Origin of the sequence: Streptomyces sp. NPDC058000 (assembly GCF_042886435.1) — a bacterium.
Taxonomy (GTDB): domain Bacteria; phylum Actinomycetota; class Actinomycetes; order Streptomycetales; family Streptomycetaceae; genus Streptomyces.
Map to the genome: position 1 here is coordinate 100716 of NZ_JBHVQS010000023.1, position 15044 is coordinate 115759.

At 74.7% G+C, this 15044-nt stretch carries 13 protein-coding genes; 3 read left to right on the forward strand and 10 right to left on the reverse strand.

Annotated elements, in window-relative coordinates; all coding sequences use genetic code 11:
• Nucleotides 1–49 precede the first annotated feature (49 nt).
• The 10 genes from ACFVT2_RS22795 to ACFVT2_RS22840 form a co-directional block, all read right to left on the reverse strand.
• Nucleotides 50–2047: an NADH-quinone oxidoreductase subunit L gene (locus ACFVT2_RS22795; RefSeq protein WP_390020673.1), complete on the reverse strand. Its 1998-nt coding sequence runs from the start codon at nt 2045–2047 to the stop codon at nt 50–52.
• Nucleotides 2044–2502, reverse strand: coding sequence for an NADH-quinone oxidoreductase subunit NuoK (gene nuoK, locus ACFVT2_RS22800; RefSeq protein WP_390020675.1), 459 nt, complete (start codon nt 2500–2502; stop codon nt 2044–2046). The genes ACFVT2_RS22795 and nuoK overlap by 4 nt, the downstream gene beginning before the upstream one ends.
• A complete protein-coding gene (locus ACFVT2_RS22805) occupies nt 2502–3092 on the reverse strand; it encodes an NADH-quinone oxidoreductase subunit J (protein WP_390020678.1) in 591 nt (196 codons plus the stop codon). The genes nuoK and ACFVT2_RS22805 overlap by 1 nt, the downstream gene beginning before the upstream one ends.
• On the reverse strand, nt 3089–3688 hold the full coding sequence (locus ACFVT2_RS22810) for a NuoI/complex I 23 kDa subunit family protein (protein ID WP_390020681.1): 600 nt from the start codon (nt 3686–3688) through the stop codon (nt 3089–3091). Before ACFVT2_RS22810 ends, ACFVT2_RS22805 begins: the two co-directional genes overlap by 4 nt.
• Nucleotides 3689–4654, reverse strand: coding sequence for an NADH-quinone oxidoreductase subunit H (locus tag ACFVT2_RS22815; protein ID WP_390020684.1), 966 nt, complete (start codon nt 4652–4654; stop codon nt 3689–3691). It abuts the gene before it with no gap.
• Nucleotides 4651–6096 (reverse strand): NADH-quinone oxidoreductase subunit C, encoded by a 1446-nt coding sequence (locus ACFVT2_RS22820; protein ID WP_390020687.1) that lies wholly within the window; start codon nt 6094–6096, stop codon nt 4651–4653. Before ACFVT2_RS22820 ends, ACFVT2_RS22815 begins: the two co-directional genes overlap by 4 nt.
• Complete coding sequence (locus ACFVT2_RS22825; RefSeq protein ID WP_390020690.1) at nt 6093–6749, reverse strand: NADH-quinone oxidoreductase subunit B; 657 nt, start codon at nt 6747–6749, stop codon at nt 6093–6095. The genes ACFVT2_RS22820 and ACFVT2_RS22825 overlap by 4 nt, the downstream gene beginning before the upstream one ends.
• Nucleotides 6740–7141, reverse strand: a complete 402-nt coding sequence (locus ACFVT2_RS22830; protein WP_390020693.1) for an NADH-quinone oxidoreductase subunit A — start codon at nt 7139–7141, stop codon at nt 6740–6742. The genes ACFVT2_RS22825 and ACFVT2_RS22830 overlap by 10 nt, the downstream gene beginning before the upstream one ends.
• A gap of 367 nt (nt 7142–7508) precedes the next feature.
• On the reverse strand, nt 7509–8876 hold the full coding sequence (locus tag ACFVT2_RS22835) for a hypothetical protein (RefSeq protein ID WP_390020696.1): 1368 nt from the start codon (nt 8874–8876) through the stop codon (nt 7509–7511).
• Nucleotides 8877–9813: 937 nt separating this feature from the next.
• Nucleotides 9814–10977, reverse strand: a complete 1164-nt coding sequence (locus ACFVT2_RS22840; RefSeq protein WP_390020699.1) for a secretion protein snm4 — start codon at nt 10975–10977, stop codon at nt 9814–9816.
• Nucleotides 10978–11125: 148 nt separating this feature from the next.
• Here ACFVT2_RS22840 and ACFVT2_RS22845 point away from each other — a divergent pair, with 148 nt between their 5' ends.
• The 3 genes from ACFVT2_RS22845 (at nt 11126) to ACFVT2_RS22855 (ending at nt 14983) form a co-directional block, all read left to right on the forward strand.
• Nucleotides 11126–12343 carry a sensor histidine kinase gene (locus tag ACFVT2_RS22845; protein ID WP_390020702.1) on the forward strand — a complete coding sequence of 406 codons (1218 nt, stop codon included), beginning with the start codon at nt 11126–11128 and terminating at the stop codon, nt 12341–12343.
• A 315-nt stretch (nt 12344–12658) separates the two neighbouring features.
• Nucleotides 12659–14053, forward strand: a complete 1395-nt coding sequence (locus ACFVT2_RS22850; protein ID WP_390020705.1) for a sensor histidine kinase — start codon at nt 12659–12661, stop codon at nt 14051–14053.
• A 270-nt stretch (nt 14054–14323) separates the two neighbouring features.
• Nucleotides 14324–14983, forward strand: coding sequence for a LuxR C-terminal-related transcriptional regulator (locus ACFVT2_RS22855; RefSeq protein ID WP_390020760.1), 660 nt, complete (start codon nt 14324–14326; stop codon nt 14981–14983).
• The last annotated feature ends 61 nt before the right edge of the window (nt 14984–15044 follow it).

A 15044-nucleotide genomic window follows, 5' to 3' on the forward strand; every position in this document is an offset into this window, starting at 1 on the left:
ACTGTCGGCTGGGGGTGCGGGGGTCGGCCCCCGGTGGTTGGCGGCACGGTCAGGCTCCCGTGCCCGTAGCGACGAGGACGGCGGCGATGCCCAGGACGAGCGCACCGGCCAGCAGCGCCCCGAGGTAGGTCTGCACGTTCCCGGTCTGGGCGCGGCGGACGGCGGCGCCCAGCCAGCGGGGGGCGGTGCCCGCGCCGCTGACGTAGGTGTCGACGACTGCGCGGTCCAGGAAGCGGACCAGGGTCGCGGCCGCGCGGGTGGGTCGGACGAACAGCGCGGAGTAGACCGCGTCGAGGTGGAAGCCGGCGGCCGCGTGGCGGTGCAGCGGGCCGAGCAGGAGCCGGCCGGGGTCGGCCGGGTCCGGGGCTCCGGCGACGTCGCCGTAGGCCGGGGGGTGGGTGACGATGGCCAGTTCCTCGGCGAGTGCGGGGCCGGCGTCCTCCGCCACGGCGACGGCCCCGAGCGGGGTGCGGGTGGCGAGGGCGCTGGTATGGCGCCAGGCGGCGTAGGTGATCAGGCCGCCGACGAGGGCGACACCGGTGCCCAGCACGGAGGTGGTGAGGGTCGGGGTGAGTGAGCGCCCGTCGAACCAGGCGGGCAGGAGGGGGGCGGTCAGACCGAAGCCGACGGTGGGGATGAAGAGCACCCACAGCACGGCGGTCATGGCGCGCGGCTGCGGGCCGTGGTCGGGGGCCTCGGGGCCGGTACCGCAGAACGTCAGCAGCCATAGCCGGGTGGCGTAGGCGGCGGTGAGGAGGGCGGTGAGCAGACCGGAGATCAGGACGGTCCAGCCGGCGACGCCGGGGATGCCGGCCGCGTGGCCGGTGGCGGCGTGCTCGGCGGCGCCCAGGACGGCTTCCTTGGAGAAGAAGCCGGCGAACGGCGGGATCGCGGCGAGCGCGAGCAGGGCGACGGCCAGCGTCCAGGCGGCGTCCGGGACGCGGCGGGCCAGGCCGCCCATCCGGGCCATGGCGGCGAGCGAGTTGGTGCCCGCGGCGTGGATGACCACGCCCGCGCCGAGGAAGAGGAGGGCCTTGAACGCACCGTGCGACAGGAGGTGGAAGACGGCGGCGCCGCGGTTGCCGACGGCCAGCGCACCGGTCATGTAGCCGAGTTGGCCGACGGTCGAGTAGGCCAGCACGCGTTTGATGTCGTCCTGGGCGAGCGCGGCCAGGGCGGAGCCGACCATGGTCACCGCGGCCAGGACGGCGAGCACGACCAGGGCCGCCGCGGAGGCGGCGAAGACCGGGAGGAGGCGGGCCACGACGTACACACCGGCGGCGACCATCGTCGCGGCGTGGATGAGCGCGGAGACCGGCGTCGGGCCGGCCATCGCGTCCGGGAGCCAGGTGTGCAGCGGGAACTGCGCGGACTTGCCCGCGACGCCGGCCAGCAGCAGCAGCGCGATCAGCGTCGGGTGGTGCAGGCCGTCGCGGGCGACGTGGCCCAGGATGCCGGTGATCCGGAAGGTCCCGGTGTCGGCGGCCAGCGCGAAGATGCCGAAGAGGAAGGGGACGTCGCCGAGCTTGGTGACGAGGAACGCCTTGAGCGAGGCGGCGCGGGCGGCCTCGGTCTCCCAGTAGTGGCCGACGAGGAAGTACGAGCAGATGCCCATGACTTCCCAGCCGACCAGCAGCACCATCAGGTCGCCGGTGTAGACGACCAGCAGCATCGCGGAGGTGAAGAGCGAGACCAGCGCGGCGTAGGAGGGGTAGCGCGGATCGTCGCGCAGATACGCCGTGGAGTAGATCTGCACGCAGGTCGCCACGACGCCGACGAGGACGGCGATCAGCGCGGCGAAGCCGTCGATGTGCAGCGCGAGGTCGATGGGGAGCGAGCCGGTCGGGGTGAGCCGGGTGGCCACGTCGGTGGCCGGGCCACCGCCCTGGCCGACGGCGACGGCGACGGTCAGCACCGCCGCGGCGAGCGTCGGCAGCACCGCCAGCGGCCGGACGAAACTGGGCGAACGGCGCCCCAGGAGGAGGCCGACGACGGCCCCGAGGAAGGGCAGGAGGGGAACGAGTACGGCGGTGGTCGTGAGAGTCACGCGGTGGCCTCCGCCCCGGTGTCCGGCTGCGGCTGCCGCGCCCCGTCCGCACGGTCCGGGCCGTCCGGGCCGTCCGGGCCGTCCGGGCCGTCCGGGCCGTCCGGGCCGTCCGGGCCGTCCGGGCCGTCCGGGCCGTCCGGGCCGTCCGGCCGCTCGGCGAGGTCGCGGAGCCGGTCGATGTCGGAGCTGCCGCGGTTGCGGTAGACGAGCAACACGATCGCCAGCCCGATGCCGATCTCGGCGGCGGCGACGGCGATGGTGAAGAGGGTCAGCGCCTGGCCGGCGTGCAGGGTGTCGCGCAGCCAGACGTCGAAGGCGACGAGGTTGAGGTTGACGGCGTTGAGCATCAGCTCGACGGACATCAGCACCAGGATCGCGTTGCGACGCGCGAGCACGCCGTACAGGCCGGTGCAGAAGAGGAGGACGGCGAGGACCGCCGGGTACGCGAGATGCATCAGTGCCGCTCCTCCCCCGCGGCGGGGGCCGAGGTCTCGGCGGCGCCCTTGGCATCGCCACCCCGGCGGGACAGCACGATCGCCCCGACGAGCGCGGCGAGCAGCAGGACGGAGAGCGCCTCGAAGGGCAGCACCCAGAAGCGGAACAGGCTGCGCCCGGAGACCTCGGCGGAGCCCTGCACGGTCCCGTCGAGGTCGATCCAGGTGGCGCGGAAGGCGTCGACGACGACCCAGACCAGGGCCGCGGCCGAGGCGCCGGCCACCGTGAGCGCGGCCCAGCGGTTGCCCGAATCGGCGTCCGGGGACGGGCCGATCGGCGCCTTGGTGAGCATCAGCCCGAAGAGCAGCAGCACGACCACCGATCCGACGTAGATCAGCACCTGGACCCAGGCGATGAACTCGGCGGTGAGCAGGAGGTATTCCACGGCGACCCCGCCGAGGGCGACCACCAGCCACAGTGCGGCGTGCACCAACTGCCGGGAGGTGACGGTCATCAGCGCCGCGCCGAGGGTGGCGATGCCGACGAGGACGAAGGCGATCTCGACGCCGGTGGGCGAGAGGAAGCCGTGGCTTGCGGCGGCGAGCGTCACGTTCCCTCCTGGGTGGTGTCGGTGTCGGGGGTGGCAGCGGTCCCGTCGGATTGCGGTTGCGCTGCTGCGGTGGCCTGCTGGGCGGCGAGCTTGTCCGCGGCCTTGCGGGCGGCGGCGATCTCCTTGGGCTCCTCGGCCGCCGGGTCCAGCGCGGGCGGCTCGGGCACCGTCCACATCCACTCGCGCAACGTGTCGCGCTCGTGGGTCAGATCGCGGATGTCGGTCTCGGCGTACTCGAACTCCGGCGACCAGAACAGCGCGTCGAAGGGACAGACCTCGATGCAGATCCCGCAGTACATGCACAGCGCGAAGTCGATCGCGAAGCGGTCCAGTACGTTGCGGCTGCGTTCGCGGCCCCCGGGGGCGGCCGGCGGCACCGTCTCCTTGTGGGAGTCGATGTAGATGCACCAGTCGGGGCACTCGCGGGCGCACAGCATGCAGACCGTGCAGTTCTCCTCGAACAGCCCGATGACGCCGCGGGTGCGGGGCGGGAGGTCGGGCTGGACGTCCGGGTACTGCGCGGTGACGGACTTCCGCGTCATCGTGCGGAGGGTGACGGCCAGGCCCTTGGCCAAGCCGGAACCGGGGATTCCCATTTAGGAGATCACCACCTTGATGATGCCGGTGAGGGCGATCTGGCCGAGCGCGAGCGGGATCAGGACCGTCCAGGCGAGCTTCTGCAGCTGGTCCTCGCGCAGCCGCGGGTAGGTGACCCGCAGCCAGATGACGACGAAGCTGAGCGCCACGGTCTTCACCAGCGTCCACAGCCAGCCCAGGCCGTCGGCGCCGAACGGGCCGTGCCAGCCGCCCAGGAAGAGGACCGCGGTCAGCGCGCTGAGCACGACGATGCCGGCGTACTCGGCGAGCAGGAAGAGCGCGAAGCGCAGTCCGGTGTACTCGGTGTACGCGCCGAAGATGATCTCCGAGTCGGCGACCGGCATGTCGAACGGCGGCCGCTGGAGCTCGGCGAGTCCGGCGACGAAGAACACCACACCGCCGACGAGCTGCCACGGCACCCACCACCAGTGGAAGGCGTCGAGGATGCCGGGCAACGAGAGGGTGCCGGCGGCCATCGCGACGGACGCGGCGGCCAGCAGCATCGGCAGTTCGTAGGCGAGCAGCTGCGCGGCCGTCCGCAGACCGCCGAGCAGGGAGAACTTGTTGGCCGAGGCCCAACCCGCCATCAGGGAGCCGAGCACGCCGACGCCCATCACGGCGAGCACGAAGAAGATGCCCGCGTCGATGGCCTGCCCGACGGCGTTGTGCGGCCCTATCGGGATGGCGACCAGGACCAGGAGGTACGGCAGCAGGGCGACCGCGGGCGCGAGCTGGAAGATCCGCCGGTCGGCGCCGGCCGGGACGATGTCCTCCTTCTGCGCGAACTTCACGCCGTCGGCGACCAGCTGCGCCCAGCCGTGGAAGCCACCGGCGTACATGGGGCCGAGGCGGCCCTGCATGTGGGCCATGACCTTGTGCTCGGTCTGGCCGATGACCAGCGGGAACACCAGGAAGACGACGAAGACGGCGAGCAGGCGCAGCACCAGGGCGAGGGTGTCGCTCATGGGGTGTCGCCTCCTTCGGGTCGTGCGTCGGGCCGTGTGTCGGGCCGTGCTTCCGGGCTTTCGGGGCCTTCGGGGCGTGCGCCTGACGGTTCGTCGGACGGTTGCGGGGTGGACTCCGGGGTTGGGGCCGGGGTCGGGGTCGCTTCCGGCTCGGGCTTCGGCTCGGGCTTCGGCTCGGGCTTCGACTTCGGCTCGCCGGTCGGCGCGGCGGCCGGTCCGGGCTCGGGTGCGGCTTCCGGTGCGGCTTCCGGTGCGTCGAAGGCCGGGCGGGCGTGGTGCCAAGGCGCGTCGGCGGAGCGCGGGGGCGCGGCGGGGCGCCCGTCGGCCGGGGCGGTCCCGCCGGCAGCGGTACCCCCAGCGGTGGCCTTGGGCGCCGCGTCCTTAGGCGCGGTGCCCTCGGGCGCGGTGTCCTTGGGCTCAGTGTCCTTGGGTCCCGTGTCCTCGGCGGCGGCCGTCTGCTGGCTGGCCGAGCCCCCGCTCGCCGAGCGGGCGCGCCGGACGGGCCGGTCCGGGCGCGCGGCGCGGGCCGGAGGCTCGGCCGGGGTGCCGGCCGGTACCTCGGTACCTGCCGCCTCGGCACCCGCCGCCTGCTGGCTCGCCGAGCCCGCGCTCGCGGTCCGGGTCCGCCGGGCCGGGCGCTCGCCGGCGGCACCCGCCGCCCGCGCACCGCGGGCCGGCCGTGCCGGGGCGGGCGGCAGCTGGCCTTTGAGCGGGCCCCACTCGTTGGGGTCGGGCACTCCCGGGGGCAGCATCTGCCGCCGCTTGGGCCCACCGTGCTCGGATTCCCCCGGTTCCTTGGCACCGGGCCACGCCTTCGCGACCCGGGCCGCCAGAACGAAGTCCTTGCGCAGCGGATGGCCCTCGAAGGTGTCCGGCAGGAGCAGCGGCACCAGGTGCGGGTGGCCGGTGAAGTCCACGCCGAACATCTCGTGGGTCTCCCGCTCGTGCCAGCCGGCGCCCGCGAACACGCCCACGGCGGTGGGCAGTACGGGCGCGTCGTGCGGCACGGTGGTCCGGACGATCAGTCGGCGTACGGTGCCGGGGCGCGCCACGTCGGCGAGGTGGACGCAGATCCGGAAGCCGGTGCCGGGCTCGTCGACGGCGCTCAGCCAGTCGAAGTAGGTGCAGCCGAGGTCGTCGCGGGCGGCGGTCAGCGCGGTGAGCCAGGCGTCCGCCGGGACGTCGACGGTCAGCAGGTCGTACGCCAGCTCCGCGGTGGCGCCGGCGCCGAAGAGTTCACCGGCGGCCCGCGGCAACCAGCCGACGAGCGGCTCGGCGGCCGGCTCGGCGGCTGCCGGCTCGACGGCTGCCGCAGTGGCCTGTTCCTCGGCCGGCTCCCCGGTCGGTTCTTCCGGCCGCTGCTGGGGCCGCTCGGGCTGTTCGGGCTGCTGGGGCTGATCGGGGTGCTGGGGCTGCTGGGGCTGCTGGGGCTGCTCAGTCATCGGGGTTCCTCCCCCGCGGTGCCGGACGCGTCCGGTCCCGGGGCGGCCGGCGGGGTCACCAGGCCGCTGCGGAGGGCCGCTGCGGACGGCCGGGCGGCCTGCCCGTAGCGCTCGCCGAGCGACTCGCGGGCGATCTTCTCCTGGAGCTTGAGGATGCCCTGGAGCAGCGCCTCCGGGCGGGGCGGGCAGCCGGGGACGTACACGTCCACCGGGATGATCTGGTCGACGCCCTTGGTGACCGCGTACGAGTCCCAGTAGGGGCCGCCGCAGTTGGAGCAGGCGCCGAAGGAGATGACGTACTTCGGCTCGGGCATCTGCTCGTAGAGCCGCTTGACCGCGGGCGCCATCTTGTCGGTGACGGTGCCGGAGACGACCATCAGGTCGGCCTGGCGCGGGCCGGGCGCGAACGGGATCACCCCGAGCCGGATGAAGTCGTGCCGGGCCATGGACGCGGCGATGAACTCGATGGCGCAGCAGGCCAGGCCGAAGTTGAAGACCCACAGGCTGTAGCGGCGGCCCCAGTTCAGGACCACCTTCATGGGTTCGGGCGCGAGCCGGGCCAGTGCGCCGAGGCGCCGCGGCTCCGGCAGGAACTCGGGGGCGGCGCTCCGGGGCGCGGCCTCGGAGCCGGCGGAGGCGGGGGTCACGTCCATTCCAGGACGCCCTTCTTGTACGCGTAGAGGAGGCCGATGGCGAGGAAGCCGAGGAAGATGAACATCTCCGCCAGCGTCACCCCACCGAATCCCGGTGCGGCGAAGACCGTCGCCCAGGGGAAGAGGAAGATCGAGTCGACGGCGAAGATGACGTAGAGGAAGGCGTAGACGTAGTAGCGGACCTGGGTGTGCGCCCAGCCCTCGCCGACCGGGTCCACGCCGCACTCGTAGGTCAGCAGCTTCTCGGGCGTGGGCACGACAGGTCGCAGCAGCCGCCCGGCCCCGAAGGCCACGGCGACGAACAGCACTCCGACCACGGCCATGATCCCGACGGCCGAATAGCCCTGGAAATAGTCCGCGGCGACGGTGGTGCGTACGGTCGCGTCCGGCACGTCCGCCCCTCGCTCCCTGACTGCGCTTCTTGAAACGACTTTTACACGATCTGTACGAACGGGAGTCTAGGCCCTGCCCCGGTCGCGTTGGGCAGCCGCATGATCGCGGATGGCGGGGTTGTCCCCACTTCGCCCTACCTGGGTGGCCGGCAGCGTAGACGGCTGGTCCGGTCGTCTCATGAGGTGTCTCACGGACCGGACGGCGGCCGTCCGGTTGGCGGGATCGGGGGGAAGAGAGAGGCGGGTGGCGCGTCCGGGGCCGGGATCAGGTCCTGGCTCGGGCCCTGGCCCCGGCCTCGGCTCTGGCTCGGGCCCCGGCTCGGGGCGGCGTCTCGTCAGCGCGGCGTCTCGTCAGCCCGCGGTCTCGTCAGCGCGGGGTGCCGCCGCCGTACGGGGTCCGGGGGTCGGTGGGCGGCAGCGGTGGCTGGGGGTGCAGCTGGGGCTGAGGGGGGAGCGGGGGGCCGGTGGGGGCCTGAGGCTGGGCCTGGTGCTGAGGCTGGGGCTGGTGCTGAGGCTGGGGGTAGCCCTGCGGGGCCGGTGTCGGGTGCGGTTGGGGGGCCGGGGCCGGCGGCCGGGGCATGGGGGCCTGGGCCGATCGCTCCGCTCGGGGCGTCCCCTGGGAAGACGGCCGCGGGGGCTCCTGGTGCGGCGAGCGGCGCCGGGACCCGTCCCGGGAGACCGCGCGGTCCATGACCTCGGCCGCGATCCGCGCCGCCGCCTCCCGCGTTCGGGCCCCCAGCAGCTCGCTGCGGATGGCGCCGCCCGCCGCCAGATGGCGGTCGTAGGGCAGCGGCAACACCGCCGCGCCACCGGCGCCCAGATGCGCGGCGGCCTTACGGACGTCGACGCCGCTGTCCGGCGAGGAGTGGGTGAGCACCACGACCGTGGTCGGCAGCAGGCCGGGGTGGAGACTGCCGATCCAGTCCAGTACGGAACGGGTGGCGGCCACGCCCTCCGGGGTCGCCGGGGTGACCAGGACCCGGGCCTGGGTCGTCACCAGCGCGGTGCGGGCCACTTCGGCGGGCAGCGTCTCGCAGTCCACCACCGTCGCGGCGAAGTGGCGGCGCAGCGAGGTCATCACCACCCGGTAGGTGTCGATGTCCAGCCGGGTGCCGATGGCGCCCTGACTCCCGGGCAGCAACCAGCCGCCGCCGGAGAACGGGAGGAGGTAGCCGGTCAGGTCGGTGATCAGCATCGACGGGTCGAGGATCTGCGCGAGGTCGCTGCCCGACCAGCGGACCTCGCGGGCGCCGAGCCGGTGCGGGAGCGTGCCCAGCGCCGGGTCGGCCTCGACGGCGAGGACCGGGTCGGAGCGGTAGTGCGCGAAGGTCAGCGCGAGCAGGGCGGCGACGGTGGACTTGCCCGCACCGCCGCGGATGCTGGACACCGCGATCTGCCGACCGCTGGAGACCGGCTGCTGGATGGCGTACGCGGCCTGGGTGACGGCGGCCGTCTCGGCGGCGGGCGAGGACGCGAACACCCGGCGCAGGGCCCGGCCCGCGCGCCGCGCCAGCGGGTCGCCGCGGCGCGGCCGGGGCTGCCCGTCGGCCAGCTCGGGCGGCAGCAGCGGTACGGAGACGGGCGTCCGCGCGGGCAGCCCGGCACGTCCGTAGCGCCCGGGGGCGGGAGGCGACTGGGCAGGGGGCGCGGCCGCCGGCGGTACGGGGCCGGCGGATGGGGCGGGGCCGGGGGTGTGGCCCGGGGCGTGGCCCGGGGCGGGTGCGACCGGCGGCAACGGGGCGCCGGGCGGCGGGGCCGGAGCGGCGGGGGGAGCCGAAGGGACCTGGGAGGCCGAAGGGGCCTGGGGGGCTTGGGGGGTTGGCATTGCCTGAGGAGTTGGCATGGCCTGAGGGGCCGGCGTTGCTTGCGGGGCCGGTGAGATCGGAGGGGCTGGCGTGATCGGAGGGGCGATCGGGGTCGTCGGGGCACCCGGGCCCGTAGGGGCAACCGGGGCCGCAGGCGCGGCGGCCGGTGCGGGCGCAGCCGTCGGCACTTGGGCCGGGGCCGGGTCGAACGGGGACGGCGTCGGGTCGAACGGGGACGGCTCGGCCACCGCGGGCATCGGGCGGGTCGGGGCCGGCGCGGACGCGGCCGGTGGCATCGGCACCGCGGCGGGCAGTGCGCCCGGCGCACCACCGGCCACCGCCGCGCCACCCAAACCAGCAGCACCACCAGCACCGGCACCGGCACCGGCACCGGCACCGGCACCAGAAAAACCGGCAGAACCAGTAGAGCCGGCAGAACCGGAAGAACCAACGTTGTTGGCAGCAGCGCCCGCGAGGCCGGCGGCTCCGCCCGCCGCGCCTCCGTTCACCGCGTTCACCGCATCCACCGCCGGACCGCCCATACCTTCCGCACTCACCGTGCTGGTCGCACTGGCCGCACCCGGCATATCAGGCATACCCGTCGCAGTCGTCGGCTGCGCCGCGCTCTCCGTCGTCACCTGGTCCTCACCTCCTCCCCGGCATTGCGCCCCCGCGTTCCGAACTCCCCGAGCCGACCGGAACGTTCCGGCGGCCACGTGTCTTCACAGGATGTCCCCGTCGCCCCCGTCACCCCCGGCACCCTTGTCATCCCCAGCTTCACCGGCGGCATCGGCCCTCCCCTACTTCCGGTTCTCCCGGTTCTCCCGGCTCATCCGGCTCATCCGGCTCTACCGAACCCGTCCCCCGTCAGGACCCGCCCAGCAGCAGCCCGTAGAGCCCGAACGCGCCGAGGCCCACCGGGATCAGCGCCACCATGCTCACCGACTCCACCAGATCCAGCCAGCGCCGCAGCCGGTTCCGTAGCGGTTCCGGCAGCCGGACCGCGAGCGCCGCCACCGGGAGGACGGCCAGCAAGCCCAATACGGCCAGTGCGAGCCCCGGCGCCCCGCCGTCCGTCGCGCAGAGCAGAACCAGCCGTACGCAGACGGCCGTTCCGGCGGCGAGCAGGGCGACCACCTCAACGGCCAGGGGGTAGGCGCGGGCCCGGGAGAACAGGACGACGGCGAGCAGCAGGGCGGTGAGCACCGTCCAGAGCCCGGGTTCGCCCGCCGCCAGGACACCGGCCGCGCCGGCCGAGGCCGCCATCGCCACGGTGGCCGGGGCCAGCCCCCGGTGGGTGGCGGCCAGCGCGGCGGCCACCCGGTGGCGGCTGACCGGGGTGCCGCCCGAGTGCCGGTCGTCCAGCCCGGTCAGGCCGGCCGCGCGCAGGGCCAGCCAGGGCAGTGCGCCCAAAACCAGCACGGAGAGGAAACCGAGCGTGACGCCGGTAAGGACCGGGTCGGTCAGGGCCAGCAGCAGCTCCCAGACGCCCACCGCCAGCGCGACCGCGGCCGCGCCGGTGAGGCCGCCGCGCCCCAGGCCGGTGCGCAGGCCGAGCAGGGCCAGGGCGACCGCGGCGGTGAGTCCGGTGGCGGCGAGCCGGGCGGCGCCGCCGGGAGCCGCCTGCCAGGCGGCGAGGACGCCGAGGGTGCCGCCGGTGAGCAGCAGGGCGGTGCCGGCGACCCGTCGTCCGGGCGCCGCGGTGAGCGCCGCGCCGCCGCCCGCGGCCACTACGGCCGCGACGCCCGTCCAGAGGGCGGCACCGGCGCCGTACCAGGTGGCGGCGCAGATTCCGGCGACGGCGGCGAGCAGTCCGCTGGCGGTCATCGCGGTCCGGTTGCGGCTGCGGTCGTCCCAGCGCGGGCCGCCGGTGTCCTGGGGATCCGCCGGGCCTGCGGGCGCCGTGGCGGGCTCCGGCGGGGCCGTGGTGGGCTGCGCCCGGGCCGTGGTCCGGGCGCTACCGCCGCGCGCTCCGGGGCCCGCGTCCGCACCCGTCGTCGCACTCGTCATGTCCACGCGGCCGTTCTGCACCGCAACACCATACGGGCCCGGCGCCGCGCCCTGTCCACAGTGGCCCGCGCCAATTCGGTCCGCTCGGGCGGGGGGTGGGGCAAACCCCCCGCCCGCCACCCGACGAACCCCATGGCAGAGCGGCGCGGACCCCGGCAAGCTGGGGCGTATGACGGAAAGTTCCCAGCTCACTGCCGACGCCGACGCCCCCGACGGGGTGCCGCTCCCGCCACCGAGACCACCGCTCGACGGCTGGACCTGGCGGGAGATCGGCTATCTGCTGGTCAACCTCCCCCTGGACGTGACGGCGTTCGCGGTGCTGGTGGTGTGGTTGGTGCTGGGGCTCGGGCTCTCCGTCACGGTCGTCGGACTGCCGCTGCTGGCCGCGGGCCTGACGGCCTGTCGGCTCTACGGGAAGCTGGAACGGGCCCGGGCGCGGGCCTGGCTCGGGGTGGCGGTGGCCGAACCGAGCCCGCCGCGGCCCCGGGAGGGCGGGTTCTTCGGATGGCTGTGGGCGCGCCTGAAGGACCCGGTGGCCTGGCGGCACGCGCTGTTCGCGGTCATCCGGCTGCCATGGGGCATCCTCACGTTCTCGGTGATCCTCACCGCACTGTTCGTAGGCTGGCCGGTGCTGCCGTGGTTGGCGCGCTGGCTGTCCAACGTGGACCGGGCGATGGTGCGGGGGCTGCTGTCGCCCTCCGACGAGTTGGAGCGGCGGATCGCCGAGCTGGAGTCGGACCGGATGGTGGTCACCGACACCGCGGCCGCCGATCTGCGGCGGATAGAACGGGACCTGCACGACGGCGCGCAGGCCCGGCTGGTGGCGCTCGCCATGGGCCTCGGCCTGGCCAAGGAGAAGCTGGCGGAGGGACAGGCCGACGAGAGCGTGGCGCGGATGGTGGACGAGGCGCACGGCGAGGTGAAGCTGGCGCTCCAGGAGTTGCGGGACCTGGCCCGCGGCATCCACCCGGCGATCCTCACCGACCGCGGGCTGGGCCCGGCGTTGGCGTCGCTGGCCGGGCGCTGCACGGTACCGGTCACCAGCTCCGTGGACCTGGCCGAGCGGCCCGCGCCGGCCATCGAGGGGATCGTCTACTTCACCGTCTCCGAACTGCTCCAGAACGTCTCCAAGCACAGCGCGGCGCGCCAGGCGTCGGTCGAGGTGTGGCGGTCCCGGGACCGGCTGCTGCTCCAGGTGCAGGACGACGGGAAGGGCGGGGCGCGGCTCGACGGCGGCAGCGGGCTGGCCGGGCTGGCGGACCGACTGGGCGCGGTGGACGGGCTGTTCGTACTGGATTCGCCGGCGGACGGGCCGACCCGGGTAACGGCGGAGGTGCCGTGGCGGCCGCGGCCAGAGGCGGGAGCGGGGCCGCGTAAGGGGCGCTGAGCGGGCCGCGGGCCCGACGCCGGGGGTGGGGAAAACCCCCGGCGGAAGACTGCGAGCAGCCACATGGTCCGGGCCGCGCCGATCGTCGACCCTGGACGGAGCCGGCAGAGGCCGGCGGGGCCCACCCGGATCGCCGGCGGGAACCCACCGGAACCACCAACGGAACCACCAACCGGAACCACCGCCGGACCCACCAACGGAATCGCCGACGGGACCACCACCGGAACCCCTGCCGGATTCACCGACGAATTCACCGCCGGTCCCGGCACCGGCCCCGGCACCGGACGCCACGGCAGAACGGACGGACGACGAGACATGGACACCGCGTACACCGCGTACTCCGCGCACCCCGCCCACCCCACGCGGCCCGGTGGCCACCGGGTGCCCACGGGCCTGCGCGCCCCCTTCTCGGGTCGCACCTGGCGGGAGTTCCTCCACCTCTGTCTGAACCTCCCGGTGGCCTGCGTGATGTTCGCCTACGCGGTCACCCTGGTCTCGCTGAGCGCCGGCCTGCTGATCACGTTCCTGGGCATCCCGGTACTGGCCGGCGGGCTGGTCGGTGCCCGGGGGCTGGGCGCCCTGGAGCGGGCCCGGGCACGGGCGCTGCTGCGGCTGGACGTGGCCGCCCCGGAGCCGCTGCGCCCCTCGAAGCCCGGCCTGGTGGCGTGGGTCGGGGCGGTCCTCAAGAGCGGAGCGTCCTGGCGGCACCTGCTCTACGCGTTCCTGCACTTCCCGTGGGCGCTGTTCGCGTTCGTCTTCGCGGTGACGTTCTGGTCGGTGGGCTGGGCGCTGCTCAGCTTCCCGTTCTGGTACTGGCTCATGCCCTCGTACGCCTCCCTGCCCGGTATCCAACTGTGGGGGGACGGGGGCACCGTCCTGTATCTGAGCCCGACGGTGACGGCCATGGTGACCGGCGCGTTCGGGCTGCTGATGGTGCTGGCCGGGCCGTGGGTGTTCCGCGGGCTGACGCAGGTGGACCGGCTGCTGGTGCGCGGGCTGCTGGGGCCGTCGCCGTTGGCCAACCGGGTCATCGAGCTGGAGTCGGACCGCGGGGTGGTGGTCGACACCGCCGCCGCCGACCTGCGCCGCATCGAGCGGGACCTGCACGACGGGGCGCAGGCCCGGCTGGTGGCGCTGGCGATGGACCTGGGCCTGGCCAAGGAGAAGCTGGCGGAGGGCCAGGCCGACGAGAGCGTGGCGCGGATGGTGGACGAGGCACACGGCGAGGTGAAGATCGCGCTCCAGGAGCTGCGGGACCTGGCCCGCGGCATCCACCCGGCGATCCTCACCGACCGCGGGCTGGGCCCGGCGCTGTCCGCGCTGGCCGGGCGCTGCCCGGTGCCGGTCACGGTCCAGGTGGACCTGGCGCGCCGCCCGGCCCCGGCCATCGAGGGCATCGCCTACTTCACCGTCTCCGAACTGCTCCAGAACGTCGCCAAGCACAGCTCGGCGGAGCATGCGTCGGTGGACGTCTGGTACGGCGAGGGGTGCGGGCCCGCAGGGCCCTCGGACAAGGGCGATGGTGGGCGACGGGCGGGCCGGCTGATGGTCCTGGTGTCGGACGACGGTCGGGGCGGCGCGAGCACCGAGGCCGGCAGCGGGTTGGCCGGCCTCGCCGAGCGGCTGGACTCCGTCGACGGCCTCCTCGTCGTGGACTCCCCCGCCGGCGGCCCGACCGCCATCACCGCCGAGCTGCCCTGGCGCGGCTGACCGGCGGCCCGGCCCCGGGCCGGGCCGCGACGCTCACGGGTGGGACCGGACGAGGGTCCGGCCCCACCCGCTCGTAGCGCCCCGCCCCGCTCGCCCGCCTCCGCCCACGCCCGTCCCCCGCACTCCGGCGCTCCCGCCCCCACCCGCCCACCTCCCCGGTTCTCCCCCTCACCCGCCCGCCCCGTTCCGGATGCTGGAATGCTGGGGGACGGCAGGCTGGACCGTAGGGAACGTGGGGGGAATGTCATCGTGGCGGACGTGGAGGACAGCGTGCGGGTGGTCATCGCCGAGGACTCGGTGCTGCTGCGGGAGGGCCTGACCCGGTTGCTGACCGACCGCGGGCACGAGGTCGTGGCGGGCGTGGGCGACGGCGAGGCGCTGGTGAAGACGGTCGCAGACCTGGCCGGCACGGGCACCCCGCCGGACGTGGTGGTGGCGGACGTGCGGATGCCGCCGACCCACACCGACGAGGGCGTACGGGCCGCGCTCCGGCTGCGCCGGGACCACCCCGGGGTCGGGGTGCTGGTGCTGTCGCAGTACGTCGAGGAGCAGTACGCCACCGAGCTGCTGGCCGGATCGAGCCGGGGCATCGGCTACCTGCTCAAGGACCGGGTCGCCGAGGTGCGGGAGTTCGTGGACGCGGTGGTCCGGGTGGCCCGCGGCGGCACCGCGCTGGACCCGGAGGTGGTGGCGCAGCTGCTGGGCCGCAGCCGCAAGCAGGACGCGCTGGCGCACCTGACGCCGCGGGAGCGCGAGGTACTGGGGCTGATGGCCGAGGGCCGGACCAACTCCGCGGTCGCCCGGCAGCTGGTGGTCAGCGACGGCGCGGTCGAGAAGCACGTCAGCAACATCTTCCTGAAGCTCGGCCTGACGCCGAGTGACGGGGATCACCGACGCGTGCTCGCGGTCCTCACTTACCTCAACTCCTGACGGACTGGCAACCTGTCAGACGTTGCCAATGCGTGGATCTACCAGCGGCTGAGGGATGGGA